Genomic DNA, 24,825 nt, shown 5'->3' with positions numbered 1-24,825 from the left:
GAAGGGCCGCCGGCCGCCTTGGGTTTTTCCCACGCTGGGGCCGGAATTGCCTCCGGCCAGGGATGAATGCCGCCGCCGATTTACGCTCTTTCCCCGTCCGTCCAGTCTGTTTCGCGCCAAGGCGGGGCCGGGGCGCATGTTGCCGGACTGGGCGGTTTTGGGCCGACCGGCCGGCCTTTGCCGTCCGTCTTTCATTGCCCGGCTTGGGCGGCTTCTTGGAAATGCCCTTTCCCTCGGCCGGAATGTCCGGCATGGGTTTTCGGATCGTTCCGCATCGGGAGAAGGTTCCGTCTTTTCGCCGAAACGTCCAAGGAAAAGGCCGTCCCTTTGCCGCCCGTCCGGCGGAAACGGGAAAGCGCTTCTTCCTTCGCCTCGGTTCCGCAAATTCGATGGACCGGCATCCCGTCCGGAACCTTTGATCCGATAAATAAAAATCGTCCGACTCCGCATCGAACGTCCGGCAATTTCAGCGACCGGTCCATCATTTTAACATTCCGTGACATCAACGCGACATGAAAAATAACCGCCATCCCGGTTAAGGCCTCCGCCGGAAAAATGGCCGTCATCTTCTCCGGCGGCTGGGCCGGGCGGGGTTTCCCGGAACAGGGCAAATTTCTTCTCCGTTCCGTCCGCGGGTCGTATCATTTTACCGCAAAGAAAAAATATATTAAAATTAATATCCAAGGTGAAAGGAGAAAAGTTTTGCCAAAGGAGATCGCCGATGAACAGTTTTGAAATGATGTTGATCCCTTCCAATTACGGAATGATCAAAGTCTATATTTACGGTTTTTATCCGCCCAAAGGGATGGGAAAGGTCTATGCATCCTTGGACGACACCGTCGTTTCCTGCAAGGGGACTTGCAAAAAAAAGACGATCATCAGGGCCCTGTCGAAATTGAACGAGATTTTATCCAATCAAAAATGAACCGTTTGAAAGGACGCCCATTTCCGGCGGACGCCGCGCAAAGGGCGTCCGTTTATTTGCCGCGGTTTCCCGGGCCCGTCCGTTTTCTCCTGTCCCCGCCATATTCTTATTCGCGTCCTCCTTGCGGATCCATGTATAGCGGCGGAGGAAATTAGGCATCGTAAGGATGAAGACTCCCTGAATTTCGCCGCAAAACCTTACAGCGAAGGAGGACGTCACGGTGGACGGAAATTATGCCTATATGGTTTTCCTCGCCTTCCTTTTCAACCTCTTCGCCCTGATCTACACCATAAGGGCGGCAAGGGCCCAGGCCTTGGCGAAGGATGAAAGGGACAGCGAGATCCCGAAAATCGTCCGGGAACGCCCCTATTTGAAAAACCCGGTTTTCCTTTCCTATGTGCTGTTTGCCTCGGCCACCCTTCTCCTCATCTTTTTCCTGCTGTTCCGTTTCGGCTCCTATTGAAAAAGGAGCGGGGAAGCCGCGGAAGGGCGCGGACATGGGCTTCGGCGGAGGCCGCCCCTTCATCCGCAAACCGGCTGTTCCGCCGTCATTCCCATGCCTTCCTGACGGGAAGCTTCCCCTGCTTCGTTTTTCCCGTCGAACGGGGAAAAAATCTGTCATAGAATTCTTTAGGTAAATATTTTTCAACTATGATAAAATTGGGGTGAAAAAATCAATCGGGGAGTTATCGAAATGATCAATGTGCAGACGGAATTTTTTTTTGAAAGCGAAGTCCGGAACCTGATCATTCCTTCCGAACGGGTGGCCCATGTCCAGCTGGGGAACAATCTGGAACATGCCTTATTGGTGTTGACAAAAAGCGGTTATACGGCCATTCCCGTCTTGGATACAAAATTTAAGCTGCACGGGCTGATCAGCACGCCGCTGATCCTCGAAGCGATCATGGGGCTTGAACGGATCGAATTTGAAAAGTTGGAAGAAAAAAAGGTGGAAGACGTCATGAACAAGGACATCCCCACGTTAAGGGCCGATGACCCGGTCAGCAAGGGGATGAAGCTTTTGATCAATCACCCCTTTGTCTGCGTCGTTGATGACCGGCGCTTTTTTGAAGGGATATTGACCAGGAGGGCCCTGTTGAAAAAATGGACCGCTTTCCTGTACGAGAATCACCAAAAAGAATGAGAAACGGGATTTCCGTAAACCGTCCCCGGCCTTTCGCCCCCAGGCGGGGGAGGTCGTTTTTATCCATTTTTTCTTTGCCGGGAAAGCATTTCTTGGTATACTGATGATAAGAAAAACTTATTAAGGTGAAACTATGAATTTTTCCGATTTCCAACTGCTGACCGTCTTGGCCAAGGAACGGAATATGCGGAAAGCCGCGGAACGGCTGTTTGTGTCCCAGCCCGCCCTGTCGCAAAGGCTGCAGACGATCGAAAAGGAATGGGGCAGGCCGTTGTTTTTGCGTTCCCATAAGGGCCTTGCTTTGACGCCTGCGGGGGAGTTGGTCGTCGAATACGCCCGGAAGGTTTTGGAATTGGAGGAGAAGGTCAAGGAAGACATTCAGGCGATGGAATCGGAAGTTTACGGAAAGCTGAAAATCGCCTGCGCTTCCATCGTCGGGCAGCATTGGCTGCCCAAGGTGTTAAAAAAATTCGTCGAAAGGTATCCCTATGTCAAAATCTCCCTGATCACCGGATGGAGCAGCGAGATTTTAAAGGCGATGTACGAGGACCAGGTGCATGTCGGCATCATCCGCGGAACCCCCGACTGGAAAGGGGTCAAGATGCACCTGTTTAAAGACCATCTTTATCTCGTCGACTGCGAAATAAAGCGGATCGAAGACGTATTGGTGACGGACCGTCCCTTTGTCCAATTCAAGAGCGATTCCAATTATTTTCAGGAAATCCAGGACTGGTGGCACCGGCGGTTCCAGACGCCGCCGAAAAGCACGATCATCGTCGACCAGATCGAAACGTGCAAACAGATGGTCGTCAATGGGATCGGGTACGCCATTTTGCCGGAAATCACCCTGGACGGGCTATCCGACCGACTGTACAAGATCCCCCTCGTCAACGAGGACAACACCCGGCTCGGCCGCGATACTTGGCTGATCGGATACAGCAACTATTTCCAATTAAAACAGGTAGATGCCTTTGTGAAAATCGTCCAAGAATCGATACAAACGGGAAAGGAATGAAGAAACGATGAAAATGGCAGATGCCAACGAAATCATTTCCTTTATCCAAAACAGCAAAAAAACGACGCCGGTTAAGGTGTACATAAAAGGGGACCTGGAAAAAATCGATTTCCCCGCTTCGGTGAAAACCTTCCTTTCCGGAAGGAGCGGCGTCCTGTTCGGCGAATGGCGCGAAGTGGACCAGCTGCTGAAGGATAACGCCTCCCTCATTGAGGACTACGTGATCGAAAATGACCGGCGCAATTCCGCCATCCCCCTGCTTGACCTGAAATCGGTCAACGCCCGGATCGAGCCGGGGGCCATCATCCGCGAGCACGTCACCATCGGCGACAACGCGGTCATCATGATGGGGGCGGTGCTCAATATCGGCGCCGTGGTCGGAGAAGGGACGATGATCGATATGAATGCCGTGCTCGGGGGGAGGGCGACGGTCGGCAAAAATTGCCATATCGGTGCCGGAGCCGTTTTGGCCGGCGTCATTGAACCCCCCTCCGCAAAACCGGTCATCGTGGAAGACGATGTGTTGATCGGGGCCAATGCCGTGATCCTCGAAGGGGTCACCGTCGGGAAAGGGGCCGTCGTCGCCGCGGGGGCCGTCGTCACGGACGATGTCCCGCCTTATACCGTCGTTGCCGGGGTCCCGGCCAAGGTCTTGAAGACGATCGACGAAAAAACGAGGGCGAAGACGGAGATCAAGCAGGAACTCCGGCAGCTGTAAAGGCGAAAAGTCCGGCGGGACGGCGGAGGCAAAGGGACAGCTTTCGCCGCCCCGGTTTCCGGGCGGTTTTTCGGCTGCCGAATACAGCCGCGGGAAGGAAGTAGATCCGATGATTGACCTTGTTTCCATCCGCCGGAATCTGCACCGGATCCCGGAACTGGGTTTCCAGGAATATAAAACCCAGGAATATTTGCTCCGCCACCTCAGCCGCTATCCGAAGGACCGGATCGAGTGGAAGACATGGCGGACGGGGATCCTCGTCCGGATCCCCGGAACGGCGGGGAACAGGACGATCGGTTACCGGGCGGACATGGACGGGCTTCCGATCCGGGAAGAAACCGGGCTGCCCTTCGCCTCCGTCCATGAAGGGAGGATGCATGCCTGCGGGCACGACATCCACATGACGGTCGCCTTGGGGCTCATCGATCATTTCGTCCGCAGCCCGATCCCCGACCATCTCCTTTTCGTCTTCCAGCCGGCGGAAGAGGGGCCGGGGGGCGCGGAACCGATGCTGAAATCGGAGCCCTTTCGAAAATGGAGGCCGGATTGTATCTTCGCCCTCCATATCGCCCCCGAATATCCGGTTGGAACGGTCGCCGTGAAAAAAGGCTTGCTTTTTGCCAACACCTCGGAAGTTTTTATCGATCTCATCGGGAAGGGAGGGCACGCCGCCTATCCCCATCTCGCCAACGACATGGTCGTCGCCGCGGCGCATCTCGTCGGGCAGATCCAGACGATCGTTTCCCGGAATACGGATCCTTTGGAAAGCGCCGTCGTCACGATCGGGAAATTGACGGCGGGCACCGCCCAAAACGTTATCGCGGAATCGGCGAGACTGGAAGGGACGATCCGGACGCTGAGCCCGGAAACGATGGAAAGGACGAAGGACCGGATCCGGCAGTTGGTCCGGGGAATCGGCGAATCCTTCCGCTGCGAGGCGAAAATCGATTTCGGGGCGGCCTATTATCAAGTGGTCAATGACGAAAGATGGACGGAAGCGTTTATCCGGGTCGTCCAAGAGCTCCCCTTCGTCCGCTTGGAGGAGTGCAGGGCGGCGATGACCGGGGAGGATTTCGGATTCATGCTGAAGGAGATCCCGGGCTTCATGTTTTGGCTCGGCGCCGAATCCGCCTTCGGGCTGCATCATTCCCGTCTGGATCCGAAGGAAGCGTGCATCGAGGTGGCCGTGAAGACGATGACCGCGTTCATCGAAAAAATCGGAAGGGAATGAATTCCGCAAGACCGGCGAAAACCGGTCTTTTTTCGTTTCCTGGGGCCGCTCGGCGCGGAGAAGTTGAAATAAAAAAATAATAAAAAAGAGTGGAAAAAAATTTCGAAACCCGTTATATTTATGTATACGTCTTGTTTTTCTTGAGGGGGTTGGTCAGCATGGACACCTTTCGAAAGCTGAAAAGCTATTATTTGCCCTACAAAAAATATTTTTACCTTTCCACGGTCTTTTTGATTTTCGTCACCGCCATCACGCTCATTTACCCCGTCATCTTGCAAATCACGATCGATGAGGTCGTCCGGAAAGGGAAATATCAGTATATTCCTTACCTGTCAATCGGTTTCGTCCTCATCATGGCGGTCAAAGGAATCATGACCTACATTCAGCAATATTGCGGGGACTTGTTCGGCATCTCGGCCGTTTATCGTTTAAGAAACGCCCTGTATAAGAAACTGCAATATTTGCCCTTCCGTTTTTACGACAACGCAAAAACCGGCGACCTGATGTCCCGCCTGACGGCCGATGTGGAAGGGATCCGCTTTTTCCTGTCCTACGGGATCGCCGAACTGATCCGGTTTCTTTTGCTTGTCGGAACGAGCATCGCCATCATGCTTTATTATTCCGTGCCGTTGACGGCCGTCACCGTCCTGTCCCTTCCCTTTTTGCTCGTGGCCGTCCGCAAATTCGATCGGGCGGTCCATCCCGCTTTCCGGGCCGTCCGGAAATCATTCGGCCGGCTGAATACGAAGGTCCAGGAAAACATCAGCGGGATTCATACGGTGAAGGCCCTTTCCAAAGAAGATTTTGAAATTGAAAGATTCGATGAATTCAATACGGATTTCCGGGAAAAAAACATTTTTAACGCCAATATTTGGGCAAAATATTTTCCCTTGATGGAATTTATCGGCAATCTTTCCGTCGTGCTTTTGCTTTCCTACGGGGGCCTCATGGTCATCAACGGCCGGCTGCAGCCCGGGGAGCTCGTCGCCTTTTACAGCCTGGTCGGATTTTTGATCTTCCCGATCATGAACCTGGGATTCATCATCAACATGTTTTCCCAGGCAAAAGCTTCCGGCGAGCGGCTTTTGGAAATTCTTGAGGAACCGGAGGATATCCGGGAAAAGCCGGATGCGGTCCGTAACGTCCGTTTCCGGGGAGAAGTGGAGTTTCGCGGGGTAACGATGAAGTACACCGGCGACAACCAGGAGGCTGTCGAAGACATCTCCTTCCACGTCCGCCCTGGCCAGATTATCGGGCTGATCGGCCCGACCGGTTCGGGAAAGACGACCATCACCCAATTGCTCGCCCGCTTCTATGAACCGCAGAAGGGGGAAGTGCTCATCGACGGGAGGAATATCAAGGACTATTCCTTGTACACTCTCCGCTCCCAAATCGGGTATGTGCCGCAGGAATCCTTCCTCTTTTCTTCCACGATCAAGGCCAACATCGCCTACGGCAGGCCGGATGCGACGATGGAAGAAATCATCGAAGCGGCGAAACGGGCCCAGGCCCATGACTTTATTATGGAATTGCCCGACGGTTATGACACGGTTCTCGGCGAGCGGGGATTGGGCCTGTCGGGGGGACAGAAACAGCGGATCGCCATCGCCCGGGCCATCTGCATGAATCCGAGCATTTTAATCTTGGATGACGCGACCAGCGCCGTGGACATGGAAACGGAATTCGCCATCCAAAAGGCGCTGCGGGAAGTGATGAAAGGCCGGACGACCTTCATCATCGCCCACCGGATCTCCTCGCTGAAGCATGCCGATGAGATTCTCGTCTTGGAAAACGGGAGGATCGTCGAAAGGGGCACCCACGAATTTTTGCTGCAAAACGGGGGCCTTTACCGGCGGATTTACGATATCCAATACCGCGATCAAGCCGCGGTGTTGCAAACGCAAACGGAGTGATGCGAAAATGGAAGCCGAACGGAGAAAAATCAATCCGAACGTCTTGCACCGATTCCATTATTCCCAGGACCAGGTGATCGAAAAGCCGTTCAACTGGAAACAGATGGTCCGCCTCCTGGGATATATGAAGCCCTATGCCAAAAATTTGCTGCCCCTTGCCGTCGCCGCGGTATTTTTGACGATGGCCGTCCGCCTCGTCATCCCGATCTTGATCGGCGTTTACACCATCGAAAAGGCCATCGTCGAAAAGAACAGGGAAATGCTCATCCTTCTCGTCGCCGTGATCTTCGTCCTGTATTTGCTTTCTTACGCGGCCAACGTGTTCCGGATCCGCTGGATGAACCGGCTCGGGCAAAACATCATCTACGATTTGCGGACGCATCTGTTCACCCACGTCCAAAGTCTGTCCCACCGGTTTTTCGATTCCCGTTCGGCCGGGTCGATCCTGGTCCGGATCATGAATGACACCAACTCCTTGCAGGAACTGTTTACGAACGGGGTCATCAATTCGTTGATGGATTTTCTCATGCTCTTGGGCATCATCGCCATCCTGTTCTCTTTAAGCCCTGAGCTTACCCTTGCCGTGATGATCGTCGTCCCGCTGATGTTTTTCATTTCCACGAAATTGCGGCGAAATATCCGCCGTTCCTGGCAGATCGTGCGGCTGAAGCAATCGAAGCTCAATTCCCATCTGAATGAAAGCCTGCAGGGGATCCGCATCACCCAGGCTTTCACCCAGGAAGTGGAAAACATCGCCTTCTTCGACGGCATCAATACGGAAAATTTTGAAAGCTGGCGGCAGGCGACGAAGAAAAACGCCATGTTCCGCCCGCTTGTGGAAATGACGAACGCCTTGGGAACGGCCGTGCTGCTTTGGTACGGCGCCCATCTGTTAAAAACGGGGGAAGTGACGATCGGGGTTTTCGTTTCCTTCGCCTTTTATTTGGGCATGTTCTGGGAGCCGATCTCCCGGCTCGGCCAGGTGTACAACCAATTGCTCATCGGGATGGCTTCTTCGGAAAGGATTTTCGAATATTTGGATGAAAAACCGATCGTCTCGGACAAAAAGGATTCCGTCGAGCTGAAGAAGATGAACGGCCATATCCGCTTCGAGAATGTTACATTTTCCTACGACCAGAAACGGCCGGCCTTGAACGGGATCAATCTGGAAATTTTGCCCGGGCAAACCGTCGCCCTCGTCGGGCATACCGGCTCGGGAAAAACGACGATCGCCAATTTGATCAGCCGCTTTTACGATGCCACGGGGGGCGTCGTCCGGATTGACGGATACGATATCCGGGACATCGCCTTAAAAAGTTTGCGGCGGAATATCGGCATCGTCCTGCAGGAAACCTTCATCTTTTCCGGCACCATTCTTGAAAACATCCGGTTCGGCAGGCCCGATGCCACCGATGAGGAAGTGAAGGCGGCGGCGAAGGCGGTCGGGGCCGATCTCTTCATCAACAAACTTCCCAAAGGTTACGAAACGGAAGTGGAAGAGCGGGGGAATGTGCTGTCCGTCGGCGAAAGGCAGCTCCTGTCCTTCGCCCGGGCATTGCTTTCGGATCCGAAAATCCTGATTTTGGATGAAGCGACGGCAAGCATTGACACCGAATCGGAAGTCCGGATCCAAGAGGCGCTGAAAACCCTGTTGAAAGGGAGGACATCGGTGATCATCGCCCACCGCCTTTCAACGATCCGGGATGCGGATAAGATCTTCGTGCTGAACCACGGGAATATTATCGAAGAAGGTAACCACGACCAGCTGATGGCACAGAAAGGGGAATATTACAAGCTGATTCAGGCCCAGTATAAAATGCTGCAGGCCTAGAGGGCAGGAGAACGGATATTGGCGGAATTTTCCCCGCCATCGGTTCGGCGGGGATCCCGGCCGCCTTCCAGGGGGGGCGGGCCGGGCTTTTCGCCGGCGGAAGGGGTGCGACAGGCCGCACCTTTTTCGCCGGCTTTTTTATTTGGCCGCCTTTTTCCCGATTTCCTCGCCGGCGTTCCCGGACAGCTTCCCATGGGCGAAAACCGTGGAAAGGGGCATGTTTTCCGGACGACGGACATCGCTTTTTCCCCTATTTCCCCGTTTTCCGGAACCGGACGATGCGGGTGGATCGGCTTCGGAAATGTTATGCATGACGGCGAAATCGCGTAACGCGCATCAAGAAGGCTTCAGGGGCTTCGGAAAGGATTCGATGACGAATCCGGTTTCCATTGGAGGAGATGAAGGCAAGGGGAGACGGGAACGGGGGAGTTGCCGTTTCGTTCATTGTTTTTATCAACAGGGATAACGCTAAGGGGGAGACCGGTAAGGCAAGCCGCCGGTGCTTGCGGGATGAACCGGTTTTTCCTTAGCGGCCCTTCGGATGGAAAGGAAGAGGCCGGGCCGAAAGGGGAGACCCGGCCCGGCCGGCGGCCGCCTTTTGCAGCGGGGGCGGGTGCGGAGTTTTCCGCCCCGCCATGCCCGCTTTTTTTGCGGCCGCTTATATTTCCATGATGATCGGCAGGATCATCGGCCGCCGTTTCGTTTTTTCATACAGGAACGGCCCTAAAATTTCCGTGATTTCATTTTTGATTTCTGACCACATGGTTGTCTTTTTCCCCATGATTTTTTCCAGATGCTTTTTGATCAGCGATTGCGCTTCGCTGATTAAATCGCCCGACTCCCGCATGTAAACGAATCCGCGGGAGATGATGTCCGGCCCGGCGGCGATTTTGAATTCCTTCATGTTGATGCTGACGACGACGATCACGAGCCCTTCTTCCGACAGGATTCGCCGGTCGCGAAGGACGATGTTGCCGATGTCGCCGACGCCGCTTCCGTCGATGTAGATGGAACCGGACTGGACTTTGCCGGCGACGTAGGCGGAATCCTTGCTGAGGGCGAGGACCTCGCCGTTATCCATGACGAAGCAATTTTCTCCGGGGATCCCGCAGTCCTCCGCCAGTTTTTTGTGCGTGATCAGCATCCGGTATTCCCCGTGGACGGGCATAAAAAATTTCGGTTTCATCAGGCGGAGCATCAGCTTTTGTTCTTCCTGGCCCCCGTGGCCGGAGGTGTGGATGTTGTTCAAGGAACCGTAGATCACATCCGCGCCGGCGCGATAGAGCATGTTGATCGTGCGGTTGATGCTCGTCGTATTGCCGGGGATCGGCGACGATGAAAAGACGACCGTGTCCCCTTGCATGATCTGGATTTGCCGGTGGGTGCCGTTGGCGATCCGGGATAAGGCCGCCATCGGTTCCCCCTGGCTTCCGGTGCACAGGATGGTGATTTGGTTCGCCGGAAGCCGGTTGATTTGCTGGGCGTCCACGAAGGTGTTTTTCGGGCAGCGGATGTAGCCGAGTTCCCGGCCGATTTCAATGGCAGCTTCCATGCTTCTTCCGAAAACGGCAATCTTTCTCCCGTTTTGTACGGCGGCTTCCGTCACTTGCTGCAGACGGTGGATGTTGGAAGCGAAGGTGGCGAATATGATCCGCCCTTCCACCTTGCGGAAAATTTCCTTGATGCTTTCTCCGACCTTCCGTTCCGACATCGTAAATTCGGGTATTTCACTGTTCGTGCTGTCGGATAATAAACAAAGCACCCCTTCTTTGCCGATTTCGGCCATCTTTGTCAAATTGGCCGTTTCTCCAACCGGGGTGAAATCGAATTTGAAATCACCGGTGTGGACGATATTGCCTGGCGGCGTCTTGATGACGATTCCGTAGGAATCGGGGATGCTGTGTGTGGTGCGGAAAAAGGTGACGGAAGTTTTTCGGAATTTGATCACGTCGTCTTCCTTGATTTCATGGAGCCTGGCCCGGCGCAGCAATCCGTGTTCTTCCAATTTGTTCCGGATGAGCCCGAGCGCCAGCTTTCCCCCGTAAATCGGGATGTTGACTTCCCGCAGCAGGTACGGGATGCCTCCGATATGATCTTCGTGGCCGTGGGTGATGAACAACCCTTTGATTTTTTCCGCGTTTTTCACCAAGTATGTGTAGTCCGGAATGACATAGTCAATACCTAGCAATTCATCTTCCGGAAACTTGATTCCGGCATCGATGACGATGATCTCGTCCTGGTATTGAACCACGTAGGTATTTTTGCCGATTTCGCCCAAACCCCCGAGGGCAAAAACGGCCGTCTGGTCATTTTTCACAAATTTCATGTTCATAGCTCCAATAATTTAAAATTCGGGCTTTTCTTTTCGTACTCCAGGTGCGCTTCGCTCAGGGCCTGGATGTATTCGATGTTATACGGGGTTCCTTCCATTTTTTTCCGGACTTCTCGCTCCGATTCCGCTTCGATATACACAGCCTTTGTCTTTTCGCGGACCGGAATCTGGTCGGCGTTTTCCTGTACGAAAACTTTAAATATCAATTCGATCACTCCTTTTGCAGCCTTGCAGCTTTATTCATTATAGCGGAAAAACGCATTTCTTACACGAAGAACCGTCATTTGCCGGTCGGAAAGGGAAGCTGCCAAAGAAAAAAAAGACAAGGAAAAGACAACCTGTATGTAAAAAACAAGGGCTGATTTAAGGGAGGTGAAACCTTCGGAAGGAAGGTTTTCTCTTTTAAACAGCCCTTCGTTTACGCGATCAATTTTTTCCGAAGCAAATCTCTCCACCGTTCCAAAAGCTTTTTCTTCAGCTTTTTTAACATCGCGGATCACTCCCTGTCTTTTATTTTAGCCCAACCGGTATCAAAGATAAAGGGTTCTAGCAAAAGTTTTATCCGGCGGCTCGGGAACCCGATGTTATTAATGATGTTTTTAATTATATTATATGACTTTTCCCTGCGGATTTTCATGCCTGAAACTGGAATTTTCGACGGAATGATTGACAAGAAAATAGCATCTGTTATAGCGTAAAATTATAGCAGCGTAGAACAGGAGGTATGGATATTGGGGAAAATGGTCTTTTTCGACGTGGACGGGACGCTTTTGAACAGCCGGAACGAAGTGCCCCCGGCGACGGTCGACGCCATCCTTCGCCTGAAGGAAAAGGACGTCAAAGTTGCCATCGCCACCGGACGCGCCCCTTTCATGTTCGAATTCATCCGGGAGCCATTGGGCATTGACACCTTCGTCAGCCTGAACGGCCAATACGTCGTCGTCGACGGCCGGCCGATCTTCCAATTCAAAATGGATCCCCGCCATATTGAAAGATTGCTGGAAAAAGGGAAGGAAAAGGGCCATCCCTTCGTCTTTATGTCCCATGACCGGATGTGCGCCACCATGAACGGCCACAGCTACATCAAAGAGAGCATGAGAAGCATCAACGTGCCCGAACCCGGCTATGATCCGGAGTTCTATAAAAAGGGACCGGTTTACCAGATGCTCCTTTTCTGCGAACCCGGCGAAGAGAAAGAATACGAAGCGGAATTTCCGATGTTCCGGTTTCTCCGCTGGCACCGGTACGCCCTGGACGTGATGCCGAAGGGCGGCTCGAAGGCCGAAGGCATCCGCCGGATCAGCGAATATTGCCGGATTTCCAAGTCGGATATTTTCGCCTTCGGAGACGGAATGAACGACATCGAAATGCTCCATTTTGCCGGAAAAGGGATTGCGATGGGCAACGCGCCGGACATCGTCAAAAGATACGCCGATTACGTCACGAAACATGTGGACGAGGACGGCGTCTATCACGGTCTGATAGCCGCCGGTCTGCTGTAGCCGCCCCGAACCGAACCCCGCTCGCTGCCGGTTCCGGCGGGATTTCCGATGTTCCCGGGACGATTCGGCGGCAGGCCTTTCCGCGGCGCCTATTGTCCGACAGGGATGGCATTATCAATCGGTTTGAACGGGTTTTCCTTGTCGATATGATCGTAAAACAGGATGCCGTTCAAATGGTCGATCTCGTGCTGGAATACGATTGCCGCATATTCTTTCAGGCGGAGCCGCAATTTTTTTCCTTCTTCGTCATAGGCTTCCACCGTAATTCGCGCATAGCGGGGCACATATCCCGGAATATCCTCGTCGACGGACAGACAACCTTCCCCGGAAACCAGGTAGGCTTTTTCCACGGAATGGCTGATGATCTTCGGGTTAAAAAGGATGTGGCTGTATGTTTTCCCGCTGTAATCTTCAAAATGGACGGCGATGATCCTTTTGGAAACGTTGATTTGCGGCGCGGCCAGCCCCACGCCCGGACGCAGTCCGTAACGGGCTGCGATTTCCTCGTTTTGGCTGTTTTGCACATATTCCATAAGCAGTTTTCCCGTTTCAATGTCTTCCTTCGACGGGGGAAGAGGGACTTCCTTGGCCACCTTCCTTAAAGTAGGGTGCCCGTCGCGGATGATATCTTTCATCGTGATCATCGGCTTCACTCCCGTCAAACGCATTTTCAACGTAATATAGTCTAGCAAAGTTTTCCCCGTCTGTGAATGAAGACGGATCGCTTTCGAATACATAATATAATATCCGATAACGAATCAGAAAGGAACCGCCCGGAAGGGAAATCACCGCTCTATCGCGAACAAACCGGCGGTATCCGACAGGAAACGGAGGCATTGTGGTGAACATCCGCAGAACTTGGCCCTTGTTTTTCGTCATCATCCCGCTGATCGCCGGGTGCGGCCTTTTCCAATCGACGGCGGAAAAGATGTATGAACGGATGGAAAAGGTCGTCTCCATCGAGGATGGGTTTAAAAACGAGCAGGAGCGCCTGATCGAACTGGAGAAGAAAGAGAAGGAAATTTACGATGAGATCTTGTCCCTCGGAATGAAAGACCGTGACAAGATCGCCCGATTGTCCGATGAGGCGGCCGGGATCGCCAAGCAGAGGGAAGAATGCCTGGAAAAAGAAAGAGAGAGCATGATCCGGGCCGAAGAAGAGTTTAAAAAGCTGACCAAGGACATCGAAAAACTCGACGACGAGAAATTGAAGAAAAATGCGGAAAAAATGTACGACACGATGATGAAACGCTACGAATTGCACGAGGAACTTTATCGAAAATATAAGCAGGGCATCGCCTATGACCGGGAGCTCTATGCCATGTTTAAGGAGGAAAACGTGAAGCTGGAGGACCTGGAGGATCAAATCAACAAGATCAACGGGATCTATCATGAGGTGATCGAACTGAACGGGCAATTCAACAAACAAACGGAAGCGTACAATGAGGCAAAGGTTCAATTTTACAAAGATGCCGGTTTGGATGTGAAAACCGAATAAGCCGACCAAGGCTTATTTTTTTTTGCGAAACCTGTATTAATACTGTGTTAAACAGGAAAAATCCTTTTTATTCTGAAATAGTTTTCCGGGGCGTGAGGGGTTGGAAAATGAAGGGGCCGAAGGGGATTTTCGTTTTTACTAAAATAACGTTTGATTCCCGAATCGGCCCGCAGGCGGGCGGCTAAGTGAAAAAAATATATAACAGATACATGGATTAATATATAACAGATTTATTTTTTTGAAAAAATGAAACGTTTTTGTGAATATTGTTCCAGTTGAATTCATGATGATTGACGAAGAATTCGACAAAGTGTAAACTAAAATTGTGGTGAGATTGTAATAATATTTTTGCGCGAACGATTAATACAGTTTCGCCTCCCACCGCCTCCTTTTTTCGCGGGAACAGTTTTTCGGTTTGCGGATGAAAACCCTTTTATCTGGAAAACTATGATATGGAAGAATGTTATGGAAAGGATGAAGTGAACAAAATGGCTCCGAACACGAATAAGGTATTGGATGCGGCCAAGCAATTCGAGTCGATCGAGAAGGAATTTCAGACCTTCCAAATCTTGAATGAGGATGGGGAAGTGGTGAATGAAAGCGCCGTCCCCGATTTGACGGATGAACAGCTGCAGGAATTGATGCGCCGGATGGTGTTCACCCGCATTTTGGACCAACGGAGCATCTCCTTAAACCGTCAGGGACGTTTGGGATTCTATGCGCCGACGGCCGGCCAGGAAGCTTCCCAAATCGCCTCCCATTTCGCTTTGGAAAAAGAAGACTTTATTTTGCCCGGTTACCGGGATGTTCCGCAAATCATCTGGCACGGACTGCCGCTTTACAAAGCCTTCCTGTTCTCCCGCGGCCACTTCGTCGGAAACCAAATTCCCGAAGGTTTGAACGTGGTGCCTCCGCAAATCATCATCGGCGCCCAATACGTGCAGGCGGCAGGGGTGGCCCTCGGCCTCAAGAAGAGGGGGAAGAAAGCCGTCGCCGTCACCTATACCGGAGACGGGGGAACTTCCCAAGGGGATTTCTACGAAGGCATCAACTTTGCCGGAGCGTTTAAAGTTCCCGCCATCTTCATCGTCCAAAACAACCGTTTCGCCATTTCCACGCCCGTCGAAGTGCAAACGGCGGCCAAGACCCTGGCCCAAAAAGCCGTTGCAGCCGGAATCCCTGGCATCCAAGTGGACGGCATGGACCCGCTGGCGGTATATGCGGCGACGAAGGAAGCCCGCGAACGGGCGATCAACGGCGAAGGCCCGACCCTGATCGAAACGCTGTGCTACCGTTACGGGCCGCACACGATGTCCGGCGACGACCCGACCCGCTACCGTTCCAAAGAATTGGACAACGAGTGGGAAAAGAAAGATCCTTTGGTCCGTTTCCGGAAGTATCTTGAAAAGAAGGGCCTCTGGAACGAAGAAATGGAACAAGAAACCATCGAAAAAGCGAAGGAAGAGATCAAGGAAGCGATAAAGAAGGCGGATGAAACGCCGAAGCAAAAAGTGACGGACCTGATTTCGATCATGTTTGAAAAATTGCCCGCCAACCTGCAAGAACAATACGAAATATACAAAGAAAAGGAGTCGAAGTAAAAGATGGCTCAAATGACAATGGTTCAAGCGATTACGGATGCCTTGCGCACGGAATTGAAAAGGGACCCGAACGTCCTCGTCTTCGGTGAAGACGTGGGGGTTAACGGCGGGGTTTTCCGCGCCACGGACGGGCTGCAAAAGGAATTCGGCGCCGACCGCGTTTTCGACACCCCCTTGGCGGAATCGGGGATCGGCGGTCTGGCCATCGGCCTTGCCCTTCAAGGTTTTCGCCCCGTTCCCGAGATCCAATTTTTCGGTTTCCTTTTTGAAGTGATGGATTCCATCGCCGGCCAAATGTCTCGCTACCGTTACCGCACCGGCGGCACCTACCAAATGCCGATCACGGTCCGTTCGCCCTTCGGCGGCGGCGTTCACACGCCCGAATTGCATTCGGACAGCCTGGAGGGGTTGGTCGCCCAAGTGCCGGGTCTGAAGGTCGTCATTCCGTCTACCCCTTACGACGCCAAGGGGTTGTTGATCTCCTCCATCCGCGACAACGATCCGGTCGTCTTCCTGGAGCATTTGAAGCTTTACCGTTCCATCCGCGGCGAAGTGCCGGAAGGAGAATATACGATCCCCCTCGGCAAAGCGGATGTCAAACGGGAGGGTAAGGATCTGTCCATCTTCGCCTACGGTGCGATGGTGCATGAATCGCTGAAGGCCGCAGCGGAATTGGAGAAAGAAGGCTATTCCGCAGAAGTGGTCGACTTGCGCACGGTAAGCCCCCTCGATGTGGAAACGATCGTCGCTTCCGTGGAAAAAACGAACCGGGCCATCGTTGTCCAAGAAGCCCAACGGCAAGCCGGAATCGCCGCCAACGTCGTCAGCGAAATCAACGAACGGGCGATCTTGAGCCTGGAGGCGCCGGTTTTGCGCGTGACGGCACCGGATACGGTTTATCCTTTCTCCCAGGCGGAAAACGTTTGGCTGCCGAATGCGAAGGATATTTATGAAACCGCGAAAAAAGTGCTCACGTTCTGATCGCGCTGTCTGCGGAGGAAAACGGCGAGGCGCCGGCTTCCTCCCATTCCGAATATTACAGGAGGGATAATTGTGGCATTCCAATTCAGATTGCCGGACATCGGAGAAGGAATACATGAAGGTGAAATCGTCAAATGGTTCGTCAAGCCCGGTGACGAAGTCAAAGAAGACGATGTGCTTTGTGAAGTTCAAAACGATAAAGCGGTCGTGGAAATCCCCTCTCCCGTGGAAGGGAAGGTTTTGGAAATTCTCGTGCCGGAAGGGCAAACGGCCGTCGTCGGCGATGTGCTTGTCACCATTGATGCGCCGGGATACGAAGACATGCAATTTAAAGGGGATCATGGGGAAGAACCCGCGAAAGAAGCCGGTTCCCAAGCGGAAGTGAAGGAAGAAGCGGCGGCTCCGCAAACGGAAGAGAAGGCCGAGCCGAAACGCCGGGTCATCGCCATGCCCAGCGTCCGGAAATACGCCAGGGAAAAAGGCGTCGACATTCAGCTTGTCACCGGCTCGGGTCCGAACGGGCGGATTTTGAAGGAAGATATCGACAACTATTTGGCCGGAACAGCAAAAGCGGCCCCCGCGGAAACCGAGGCGAAGGAAACGGCGGAAAAACCGGCGCCCGAAACGGCGGCTGCGACCGGCGAAGTGCTGCTGGAAACCCGGGAAAAGATGAGCGGAATCCGCCGGGCGATCGCCAAGGCGATGGTCCAATCCAAACATACCGCCCCCCATGTTACGCTCATGGATGAAGTGGATGTCACGAAACTCGTCGCCCACCGGAAGAAATTCAAAGAAGTGGCCGCGGAAAAGGGCATCAAACTGACGTTCCTGCCTTATGTCGTCAAGGCTTTGGTCAGCGCCCTCCGGGAATACCCGATATTGAATGCGTCCATCGACGATGAAGCCGAGGAAATCATCCACAAGCATTATTACAATATCGGAATCGCGGCGGATACCGAACGCGGCTTGCTCGTCCCGGTCGTCAAGGATGCCGACCGCAAATCCATGTTCGCCATCGCGAAAGAAATCAACGAGCTGGCCCAAAAAGCCAGGGAAGGGAAGCTGGCCCCGAACGAAATGAAGGGATCCTCCTGCACGATTACCAACATCGGTTCGGCAGGCGGACAATGGTTTACTCCCGTGATTAATCATCCGGAAGTTGCTATACTGGGAATAGGACGTATTGCAGAGAAGCCGGTCGTGCGCGACGGTGAAATCGTGGCGGCCCCCGTCTTGGCGCTGTCCTTGAGTTTCGACCACCGGATCATCGACGGCGCAACGGCGCAATATGCCCTCAACCATATCAAACGGTTGTTAAGCGATCCCGAACTTTTGTTAATGGAGGCGTAAAAAATGGTAGTTGGAGATTTTCCGATTGAAAAGGACACCATAGTCATCGGGGCCGGTCCCGGCGGGTATGTGGCGGCGATCCGCGCGGCCCAGCTCGGCCAAAAGGTAACCGTCATCGAAAAGGGGGAACTCGGCGGCGTCTGCTTGAACGTCGGCTGCATCCCTTCCAAAGCCTTGATCAATGCCGCCCATAAGTATGCGGACGCGAAAGAATCGGGTGACATCGGCATCTTTGCGGAAAACGTGAAGGTGGACTTTTCCAAGGTTCAAGAATGGAAGGCCGGTGTCGTCAAAAGGCTGACCAGCGGCGTAGGCACCTTGTTAAAGGGAAATAAGGTGGAAGTGGTCAAAGGGGAAGCCTATTTTGTCGATGCCAACACGCTGCGGGTCATCAACGGCGATTCCGCCCAAACCTTCACCTTTAAAAATGTCATCATCGCAACCGGTTCACGGCCGATCGAATTGCCCGCCTTCAAGTTTTCGAAACGGGTGCTCGATTCGACCGGCGCCTTGAATCTCCCCGAGATCCCGAAGAAGATGGTCATCATCGGCGGGGGCTACATCGGCACGGAACTCGGCTCCGCCTACGCCAATTTTGGCACGGAAATCGTCATCATTGAAGGGGCGGACGAAATTTTGCCCGGCTTTGAAAAACAAATGTCCGCCCTCGTGAAAAAGAACTTAAAGAAAAAAGGCGCGACCATCATTACGAAGGCTTTGGCGAAGGGCGTGGAAGAAAAGGAAGACGGGGTCGTCGTCACCTATGAAGCGGACGGAAAGGAAGAAAGAGTGGAAGCCGATTACGTCCTGGTGACCGTCGGCAGACGCCCGAACACGGATGACATCGGATTGGAACAAATCGGCGTCGAATTTGTCGGCAAAGGCCTGATCAAAGTGGACGAACAATGCCGCACAAACATCCCGAACATTTACGCCATCGGCGATATCGTCCCCGGCCCCGCCCTCGCCCATAAGGCATCCTATGAAGGGAAAGTGGCCGCGGAAGCGATCAGCGGGCACCCGTCCGCCGTCGACTACCTGGCTATCCCTGCGGTGTGCTTCTCCGATCCGGAATTGGCCACCGTCGGCTATACGGAAGAGCAGGCGAAGGCGGAAGGAATTGAAGTGACCGTCGGGAAGTTCCCCTTTGCGGCCAACGGCCGTTCCCTTGCCTTGAACAATTCCGACGGTTTCCTGAAGCTCGTCACCCGGAAGGAAGACGGTTTGGTCATCGGCGGGCAAATCGCCGGCCCCGGCGCTTCCGATATGATCGCCGAAATCGGTTTGGCCATCGAAGCGGGGGTAACGGCCGAAGATATCGCCATGACCATTCACGCCCATCCGACCCTCGGCGAAATCACGATGGAAGCCGCGGAAGCCGCTTTAGGATCGCCGATCCATATCTTGAAATAAAGCGGACAAGAAAACCGCTTCAAGCCTTTCGAGGCTCGAAGCGGTTTTTATTTTTCCCCGGTTTCCGCACCGCCTCGGCGGCGGCCGCCGGTCCGGCCGGACCTTTCGCCGTGGGCTGTGATCCGGTTTCCCCGCAATTCCTGTTACATATGTCATAATTCACCAATATGACATTTTTTATATTGACAACGTTTCCAATTAGTTATATTATAAGATCAATTAGTATGACATATTTAGTTGCGGGGTGAGCGGATTGGGCATTCTTGTCTGCCAGGAATGCAACGCAACCATCGAGTATTTTGAAGACGAAAAAGTTTCCGTACTGTACGGGAAATGTCCTCATCCCCATTGCCGAGGGGAGGAAGACGGGGATGAATAAGGAGGCAGGGCCGACCCGCAAGGGAGCGCCCCGCTTTCCTTGGCCCGCCTGACGACGCCGAACAGGCGGCATGATGAAAAAAAGGGAGCGTTCGCTCCCTTCTTGTTTTCGAATGGAAATTCGCCCGGGCGCCGGGCTTCCAGCTTATCCAACGGACGCAAACCCTATTCTTTTATGACGCGCAGCCATTTCAGTTCCCGGTCTTCCGGTCCCTGCACCGGAAGACCCGCTTCCATATTTTTTTGAATATAGTACAGGTTTTCTTCGGTGATCATTTCACCGGGGATGAAGATCGGGATGCCCGGGGGATAAACCATGACGAATTCGGCGCTGATGCGCCCCGCGGATTTTTCAAAGGGGACGGCTTCCGTTTCCGCGTAAAAGGCTTCCCTCGGGGAAAGGGCGAGTTTCGGTATTTCCGGGAGCAGGACCTGGACGTCCTTTTTCGCCGCCTGGGGAAGGAAGGTTTTTACCATGTCCTTCAAAGCTTCGATCAAAAGGTCCGCTTCCCTTTTTGTATCCCCGAACGTGATGATGCACAGCACGTTGTACAAATCGGAAAGCTCCACTTCGATGTTATGGGCTTCCCGCAAATATTTTTCCGCATCGTGGCCGGAAATTCCCAAGTCTTTGACGCAGATGGTCAGCTTGGTCGGATCCAAGTCATGGACCGCTCCGCTCCCCAAGATTTCCTTGCCCATGCAACGCAGGGGAGGGATTTTATTGATTTCTTCCCGCAAATAATCGGCCAGGCCGATGGTTTTTTCCAGCAGTTCCCTTCCCCGGGTGGCCAGCTGTTTCCGGGCCGCATCCAAGGAGGCCATGAGCAGGTAGGAGGTGGAGGTGGTCGTCAGCATGCTTAGGACGGCGCGGACCCGGTCGACATTGACGAGCCCTTCCTTGACGTTTAAAATCGAACTTTGCGTCATCGATCCGCCCAATTTATGGACGCTTGTTGCGGCCATATCCGCACCCGCCTGCATGGAGGAAAGAGGCAGCCTTTCGTGAAAATGGATGTGGGCGCCGTGGGCCTCGTCCACCAGGACGGGCACCCCGTAAGAATGGGCGATGTCGACAATTTGCCGCAAATGGCAGCAAACCCCGAAATAGGTCGGATTGATGACCAACACGGCCTTGGCGTCGGGATGTTCTTCCAGCGCCCGTTTCACGGCGCCGGGGGAAATGCCGTGGGAAATGCCGAATTCATGATCGACTTCGGGATGGACAAACACCGGGGTCGCTCCCGAGAAAACGATGGCCGCCATCACCGATTTATGCACATTCCGGGGGACGATGATCTTGTCATGCGGACCGACAACCGCCATGATCATCGCCATGATGGCGCCGGAAGTCCCCTGCACGGAAAAGAAGGTGTGATCGGCACCGAAGGCCTCCGCGGCGAGCTCCTGGGCTTCTTTGATGATCCCTTCCGGATGGTGCAAATCGTCCAACGGCGCGATATTGATCAAGTCCATGGACAACGCGTTCTCTCCGATAAAATTGCGGAATTCCGGTTCGATTCCGAACCCTTTTTTATGGCCGGGAATATGGAACTGGACGGGATTTCTTTTTATGTGCTCAACGAGCCCTGTAAACAATGGCGTGAGTTCCTGTTTCAACGGGATGTTCACCTCGGTGTCTGGGGATAAAATGGGACTCTGAAAGTAAAACAAAATGAATTATACCAATTCGTCCTTTCTTTTTCCAGTCATAAAAAATGGATAAGGGCCGCCGCAAAATCCCGGCCATTGTCGCGCCCGGTCCTCGTTCGCCGGCGGTTGGTGCAGGGGAAACAGGCACCGGGCATTATCGGGAACGACAAAAACGTTTTCGTTTGCGCCGGTCCAAGTTTCCATTTTTCGCTTCGTCCCGATGAAATCCATAGGAGTTGAACGGTGGGGTGTGGGGTGTAAAGATGCGGTTAAACGAATTTATGCGAGAAAAATTTCCGGATTTGGAACTGAACCCGCCTTTGTTCTATTAATGGCCGATGGGCATCCGGTCCGAATCGGGGGTCGAGGGGAAAAGGGAATATGAAGCCCGCAACCGCGCCCATTTGCAATGATGTCAGCAAAGGGCCGCCTTATTTGCGTCCCTGCATCCGCCGGCGGACAATATATTTTTCGCGATCGATGTGAATGATGACGGCAAAGGGAGAACCATAAAACGCAAATTAAGGAATTTTTCTCCCTTTGTTCAGAAATCGTTTCCGGATAAAATCGCCCATCAGGAAATGCCCTATATTTTCCCGGAAGATGACGAGGAAGGGAGGTGCAAGACGCTCGGTTTCACGTGGAGATGCAAAACATCGGATGTCAAATCCGCGCCGATGGGAAAAGCGGTTTGCGATCAAGATTTGGGCGTGAAACCGGGCATTTCAAACCGCGTCTATTTTATCAATATCGGCAAGGGAACGATTTTTCACATCTGCGATGACCGGGGCTGCGACTTATCGGCGGCTCCCCCCGAAACGATAAGCGGCGTTGATAAAAGATACAACGGCTGGATTTTAGATTATGACAGGCCTGAAATCGAAAAGAGATTCATCGGATATTTGTGATAAGGGAAATTCCCCTTCATCGGACCGTTCCCTGTTTTTCATGAAAACCGGCCGGCGATGTCCGCTTTTCCCTCGGCCGAAATGCCCGCCCGCGTTTGCCGGCCCGTCCCCTGCTCCATTTCCGCCTTGGGAGCGGACGTCTTCCCCGCAACCTTGGCCTTTGTCCCGGCAAATTTTTACCGTTTTTTGAACATCCGTCCCCATTCCGGGGATCAACTTACCATTTATTCCTTGACCTGATATACTCAAAGGAGGGGAGAGAAAATGCCAAAGAGACGGGAGGAAAAAATGATGAACTGGACTACCCGAGTAACGGAACTGTTAAACATCCGCTATCCGATCATCCAGGGAGGGCTTGCCCATTTGGCATACAGCGAACTGGCCGCCGCCGTATCGAACGCGGGGGGGCTTGGCCAGATTACCGCCATGTCCCTTGAAAGCCCGGAGAAATTGCGGGAAGAGATCCGGAAAGTGAGGCAGCTGACCGATAAACCTTTCGGGGTGAATTTTGCCATCGGGCAGCACGGCCGTCCTTTCTTGGATTATTTGCAGGTGGCGGTCGACGAAAAGGTTCCCGTCGTTTCCGTAACCGGCGGCAACCCGACGCCCTTTTTCCAGGCGCTCGAGGGAGTGAAGGTGAAGAAGCTGGTGCTGGTGGCCGCCAAGCGGCAGGCGCAGAAGGCGGAAGAGCTCGGCGCGGATGCGGTCATGGTGGTCGGCCAAGAAGGAGGGGGCCACATCGGCAAGCATGATTTGTCCACCTTCGTATTGGTTCCCCAAGTGGTCGATGCCGTCTCCATTCCCGTGATCGCCTCGGGCGGGATCGGCGACGGACGCGGACTGATGGCTGCCCTTTGTTTGGGGGCGGAAGGGATTGAAATGGGCACCCGCTTCGTGGCCACGAAGGAATGCGTCCATGCTCACGAAAAATATAAGGAAGCCCTTGTGAACGGGGATGAAACGAGCACCGTCATCATCAAGCGTTCGCTGGGAGCGCCGGCCAGGGTCCTGCATAACAGCTGGGCGGAGCGGATCCTTGAATTGGAACGGGAAAACGCCACCTATGAGCAATTAAAGGACTATATATCCGGGGAAGCGAACAAACGGTTCGCCTGGGAAGGAAAAACGGAAGAAGGTTTCGTCTGGGCGGGGCAGGTCGTCGGCCTGATCAAGGATGTCCCTTCCGTAGCGGAGCTTTTTGCCCGAATGATCAGGGAAGCGGAGGAAATCCGGAAAAAATGGATGCGGGAACCGGGCGTTTGAAGCCTTCGGATGCCGGCTCCTTCCGGAACAGCAGAAAGGAATCCGGAACCGTCCCATCATCGGGGAGCGCGATCCCCATTAACCGGCCGGCCGGCGGGCCCGGGCGCCCGCCGGTTTTCGGCAGCCGAAAAGCCCGTGCGAGGGCGGCGGCGTAAAATCGTCCGCCGGGGCTTTTCGGGGTCCCTTTCGGGATCGGGGACGTATCCAGAAGCAGGAATGCGCCGGCATCCCGCCGGCCGCGGAAAGGTACATGAAGCGGGGCACGGGATGCCTTTTGCCGGCGTCCCCGGCCGCGCTGACGGTATGGAATTTCGCGGGGAAGAGGCTGTGCCGGCAATCGGCGGAGAGGCCGCCCGCCTCCGCCTTCCTTTGCCGCCCGGTGAAGGGGCCCCGCATTAACAATTAAGAAAAGGATGCCCGATAAACCGGAACGAGGGTTTCAAAGGTTTCTACGATGATTTTTTCCAATTCCTTCCCCTTGTGCAAAACCGGGTCTCCCCGATGGATATATTTCCCCAGCAAAAACTCTTCCTTCTTCACGCCAACAAACCGTTCCAGCATCTTTTGCAGATCCGCTTCCCGCAAAAACGTTCCCTCTTTTTTCGTATGGTCGGCGGACACGACGAAATCTCCGGGGACGGTTTCCTTGATCATTTTCAGGTTTTCCAGCAATTTTTCGCCGAACCGCCGCTTGTTTTCCAGTTCATTGATGTAGGCCAGCCAGATGAATACCCGGTCATCAAACAATCCCACTTGGAAATGGGGCATTTTTTTATAGCCGCGCTTGTCGACGGAAAGGGCCAGCCATGTATCCGCGGGAGGATTCACTTTCCTCCTGGCATGTTTGGCGATATGCAAAAACATTTCTTCTCCGGTCATGTGCGAAAGCCGGGGCGCCAATTTTTCCCCCAACGCCCGGAATTTCGGCTGGATCCTGGCCCTGATCCCCTCCATCCGCTTCTCCAAACCGCCGATATGAAAAACCTCGAAGTCCTCATCGACAAATCCCTGAAATTCCACTGGTCATCCTCCTTCGTTTTTCGAATGAGCCTTCCGGCAAAGCCGGGAAGGCGATAAGGACTTACTTTAAAAATAACAATTGGTGCGGCAAAATGCCAATGGGTTGTTCCTGTTTTCCGGCGGAAGGGCGGGCTGATCCGGTGCCTCTT

22 protein-coding genes and 1 pseudogene are annotated in these 24,825 nt (G+C 53.5%); 17 read left to right on the top strand and 6 right to left on the bottom strand.

The genetic code is table 11. From position 1 onward, the window contains the following. Positions 1-721 precede the first annotated feature (721 nt). The 8 genes from A3EQ_RS0113535 (at position 722) to A3EQ_RS0113485 (ending at position 8,777) form a co-directional block, all read left to right on the top strand. Complete coding sequence (locus A3EQ_RS0113535) at positions 722-925, top strand: hypothetical protein (protein WP_020155712.1); 204 nt, start codon at positions 722-724, stop codon at positions 923-925. A 220-nt stretch (positions 926-1,145) separates the two neighbouring features. Then, positions 1,146-1,388: a hypothetical protein gene (locus tag A3EQ_RS0113525; RefSeq protein WP_020155710.1), complete on the top strand. Its 243-nt coding sequence runs from the start codon at positions 1,146-1,148 to the stop codon at positions 1,386-1,388. A 231-nt stretch (positions 1,389-1,619) separates the two neighbouring features. Then, positions 1,620-2,069 carry a cyclic-di-AMP-binding protein CbpB gene (gene cbpB / locus A3EQ_RS0113515; RefSeq protein ID WP_020155708.1) on the top strand — a complete coding sequence of 150 codons (450 nt, stop codon included), beginning with the start codon at positions 1,620-1,622 and terminating at the stop codon, positions 2,067-2,069. A gap of 133 nt (positions 2,070-2,202) precedes the next feature. Continuing rightward, positions 2,203-3,084: a LysR family transcriptional regulator gene (locus A3EQ_RS0113505; RefSeq protein WP_020155706.1), complete on the top strand. Its 882-nt coding sequence runs from the start codon at positions 2,203-2,205 to the stop codon at positions 3,082-3,084. A gap of 7 nt (positions 3,085-3,091) precedes the next feature. Then, on the top strand, positions 3,092-3,802 hold the full coding sequence (gene dapD, locus A3EQ_RS0113500) for a 2,3,4,5-tetrahydropyridine-2,6-dicarboxylate N-acetyltransferase (RefSeq protein WP_020155705.1): 711 nt from the start codon (positions 3,092-3,094) through the stop codon (positions 3,800-3,802). A 109-nt stretch (positions 3,803-3,911) separates the two neighbouring features. After that, positions 3,912-5,033 carry an N-acetyldiaminopimelate deacetylase gene (locus A3EQ_RS0113495; protein ID WP_020155704.1) on the top strand — a complete coding sequence of 374 codons (1,122 nt, stop codon included), beginning with the start codon at positions 3,912-3,914 and terminating at the stop codon, positions 5,031-5,033. A 158-nt stretch (positions 5,034-5,191) separates the two neighbouring features. Further along, the gene (locus tag A3EQ_RS0113490) at positions 5,192-6,946 is read left to right on the top strand and encodes an ABC transporter ATP-binding protein (protein ID WP_026499976.1); all 1,755 of its coding nucleotides are present in this window, start codon (positions 5,192-5,194) and stop codon (positions 6,944-6,946) included. A 7-nt stretch (positions 6,947-6,953) separates the two neighbouring features. Next, the gene (locus A3EQ_RS0113485; protein ID WP_020155702.1) at positions 6,954-8,777 is read left to right on the top strand and encodes an ABC transporter ATP-binding protein; all 1,824 of its coding nucleotides are present in this window, start codon (positions 6,954-6,956) and stop codon (positions 8,775-8,777) included. Positions 8,778-9,435: 658 nt separating this feature from the next. On the opposite strand, the gene rnjA is transcribed toward A3EQ_RS0113485, so the two are convergent. The 3 genes from rnjA to A3EQ_RS21115 are packed head-to-tail and all read right to left on the bottom strand — an operon-like array spanning position 9,436 to position 11,609. Further along, positions 9,436-11,103, bottom strand: coding sequence for a ribonuclease J1 (gene rnjA, locus A3EQ_RS0113465; RefSeq protein ID WP_026499975.1), 1,668 nt, complete (start codon positions 11,101-11,103; stop codon positions 9,436-9,438). 2 nt (positions 11,104-11,105) lie between these two features. Continuing rightward, positions 11,106-11,315: a DNA-dependent RNA polymerase subunit epsilon gene (locus A3EQ_RS0113460; protein WP_026499974.1), complete on the bottom strand. Its 210-nt coding sequence runs from the start codon at positions 11,313-11,315 to the stop codon at positions 11,106-11,108. A gap of 30 nt (positions 11,316-11,345) precedes the next feature. After that, positions 11,346-11,609, bottom strand: coding sequence for a hypothetical protein (locus A3EQ_RS21115; RefSeq protein WP_020155696.1), 264 nt, complete (start codon positions 11,607-11,609; stop codon positions 11,346-11,348). A 240-nt stretch (positions 11,610-11,849) separates the two neighbouring features. Here A3EQ_RS21115 and A3EQ_RS0113445 point away from each other — a divergent pair, with 240 nt between their 5' ends. After that, complete coding sequence (locus A3EQ_RS0113445; protein ID WP_040369478.1) at positions 11,850-12,611, top strand: Cof-type HAD-IIB family hydrolase; 762 nt, start codon at positions 11,850-11,852, stop codon at positions 12,609-12,611. Between the two features lie 89 nt (positions 12,612-12,700). On the opposite strand, the gene def is transcribed toward A3EQ_RS0113445, so the two are convergent. Continuing rightward, positions 12,701-13,255 carry a peptide deformylase gene (gene def / locus A3EQ_RS0113440; RefSeq protein ID WP_026499973.1) on the bottom strand — a complete coding sequence of 185 codons (555 nt, stop codon included), beginning with the start codon at positions 13,253-13,255 and terminating at the stop codon, positions 12,701-12,703. A 197-nt stretch (positions 13,256-13,452) separates the two neighbouring features. On the opposite strand from def, the gene A3EQ_RS0113435 reads away from it, so the two are divergent. From A3EQ_RS0113435 to A3EQ_RS22235, 6 genes are all read left to right on the top strand, one after another. Next, positions 13,453-14,109: a YkyA family protein gene (locus tag A3EQ_RS0113435; RefSeq protein ID WP_020155692.1), complete on the top strand. Its 657-nt coding sequence runs from the start codon at positions 13,453-13,455 to the stop codon at positions 14,107-14,109. A gap of 452 nt (positions 14,110-14,561) precedes the next feature. Next, positions 14,562-15,710, top strand: a complete 1,149-nt coding sequence (pdhA, locus tag A3EQ_RS0113430; RefSeq protein WP_020155691.1) for a pyruvate dehydrogenase (acetyl-transferring) E1 component subunit alpha — start codon at positions 14,562-14,564, stop codon at positions 15,708-15,710. A gap of 3 nt (positions 15,711-15,713) precedes the next feature. Beyond that, on the top strand, positions 15,714-16,691 hold the full coding sequence (locus A3EQ_RS0113425) for an alpha-ketoacid dehydrogenase subunit beta (RefSeq protein ID WP_026499970.1): 978 nt from the start codon (positions 15,714-15,716) through the stop codon (positions 16,689-16,691). A gap of 72 nt (positions 16,692-16,763) precedes the next feature. Continuing rightward, positions 16,764-18,041: a dihydrolipoamide acetyltransferase family protein gene (locus tag A3EQ_RS0113420; protein WP_020155689.1), complete on the top strand. Its 1,278-nt coding sequence runs from the start codon at positions 16,764-16,766 to the stop codon at positions 18,039-18,041. A 3-nt stretch (positions 18,042-18,044) separates the two neighbouring features. Beyond that, positions 18,045-19,454 (top strand): dihydrolipoyl dehydrogenase, encoded by a 1,410-nt coding sequence (gene lpdA / locus A3EQ_RS0113415; RefSeq protein ID WP_020155688.1) that lies wholly within the window; start codon positions 18,045-18,047, stop codon positions 19,452-19,454. A gap of 244 nt (positions 19,455-19,698) precedes the next feature. After that, positions 19,699-19,833 carry a GapA-binding peptide SR1P gene (locus A3EQ_RS22235; protein WP_370741120.1) on the top strand — a complete coding sequence of 45 codons (135 nt, stop codon included), beginning with the start codon at positions 19,699-19,701 and terminating at the stop codon, positions 19,831-19,833. A 164-nt stretch (positions 19,834-19,997) separates the two neighbouring features. Here A3EQ_RS22235 and A3EQ_RS0113400 read toward each other — a convergent pair whose 3' ends face one another. Beyond that, positions 19,998-21,452 (bottom strand): aminotransferase class I/II-fold pyridoxal phosphate-dependent enzyme, encoded by a 1,455-nt coding sequence (locus A3EQ_RS0113400; protein ID WP_026499969.1) that lies wholly within the window; start codon positions 21,450-21,452, stop codon positions 19,998-20,000. A gap of 470 nt (positions 21,453-21,922) precedes the next feature. Between A3EQ_RS0113400 and A3EQ_RS23305 the strand changes: the two are divergent. Together A3EQ_RS23305 and A3EQ_RS0113380 are read left to right on the top strand one after the other, a co-directional pair. Then, positions 21,923-22,393, top strand: a pseudogene (locus A3EQ_RS23305) (DUF3885 domain-containing protein); the annotation flags it as partial. A 291-nt stretch (positions 22,394-22,684) separates the two neighbouring features. Further along, the gene (locus tag A3EQ_RS0113380; RefSeq protein WP_026499968.1) at positions 22,685-23,656 is read left to right on the top strand and encodes an NAD(P)H-dependent flavin oxidoreductase; all 972 of its coding nucleotides are present in this window, start codon (positions 22,685-22,687) and stop codon (positions 23,654-23,656) included. A gap of 402 nt (positions 23,657-24,058) precedes the next feature. On the opposite strand, the gene A3EQ_RS0113370 is transcribed toward A3EQ_RS0113380, so the two are convergent. After that, positions 24,059-24,676, bottom strand: coding sequence for a DUF1054 domain-containing protein (locus A3EQ_RS0113370; protein WP_020155678.1), 618 nt, complete (start codon positions 24,674-24,676; stop codon positions 24,059-24,061). Positions 24,677-24,825: the final 149 nt, after the last annotated feature.

The sequence above is a fragment of the Caldibacillus debilis DSM 16016 genome, from assembly GCF_000383875.1.
GTDB lineage: Bacteria > Bacillota > Bacilli > Bacillales > Caldibacillaceae > Caldibacillus > Caldibacillus debilis.
The sequence above is the reverse complement of the archived record's forward strand: the minus strand, read 5'-3'. Positions and strand labels throughout refer to the sequence as shown.

Excerpts from the sequence above, each read along its gene's own strand:
- A3EQ_RS0113445 (WP_040369478.1), top strand. The coding sequence starts at position 11,850 with ATGGTCTTTTTCGACGTGGACGGGACGCTTTTGAACAGCCGGAACGAA.
- A3EQ_RS0113495 (WP_020155704.1), top strand. The coding sequence starts at position 3,912 with ATGATTGACCTTGTTTCCATCCGCCGGAATCTGCACCGGATCCCGGAA.
- lpdA (WP_020155688.1), top strand. The coding sequence starts at position 18,045 with ATGGTAGTTGGAGATTTTCCGATTGAAAAGGACACCATAGTCATCGGG.
- def (WP_026499973.1), bottom strand. The coding sequence starts at position 13,255 with ATGATCACGATGAAAGATATCATCCGCGACGGGCACCCTACTTTAAGG.
- A3EQ_RS0113490 (WP_026499976.1), top strand. The coding sequence starts at position 5,192 with ATGGACACCTTTCGAAAGCTGAAAAGCTATTATTTGCCCTACAAAAAA.
- rnjA (WP_026499975.1), bottom strand. The coding sequence starts at position 11,103 with ATGAAATTTGTGAAAAATGACCAGACGGCCGTTTTTGCCCTCGGGGGT.
- A3EQ_RS0113425 (WP_026499970.1), top strand. The coding sequence starts at position 15,714 with ATGGCTCAAATGACAATGGTTCAAGCGATTACGGATGCCTTGCGCACG.
- dapD (WP_020155705.1), top strand. The coding sequence starts at position 3,092 with ATGAAAATGGCAGATGCCAACGAAATCATTTCCTTTATCCAAAACAGC.
- pdhA (WP_020155691.1), top strand. The coding sequence starts at position 14,562 with ATGGAAGAATGTTATGGAAAGGATGAAGTGAACAAAATGGCTCCGAAC.
- A3EQ_RS0113380 (WP_026499968.1), top strand. The coding sequence starts at position 22,685 with ATGAACTGGACTACCCGAGTAACGGAACTGTTAAACATCCGCTATCCG.
- A3EQ_RS0113505 (WP_020155706.1), top strand. The coding sequence starts at position 2,203 with ATGAATTTTTCCGATTTCCAACTGCTGACCGTCTTGGCCAAGGAACGG.
- cbpB (WP_020155708.1), top strand. The coding sequence starts at position 1,620 with ATGATCAATGTGCAGACGGAATTTTTTTTTGAAAGCGAAGTCCGGAAC.
- A3EQ_RS0113535 (WP_020155712.1), top strand. The coding sequence starts at position 722 with ATGAACAGTTTTGAAATGATGTTGATCCCTTCCAATTACGGAATGATC.
- A3EQ_RS0113485 (WP_020155702.1), top strand. The coding sequence starts at position 6,954 with ATGGAAGCCGAACGGAGAAAAATCAATCCGAACGTCTTGCACCGATTC.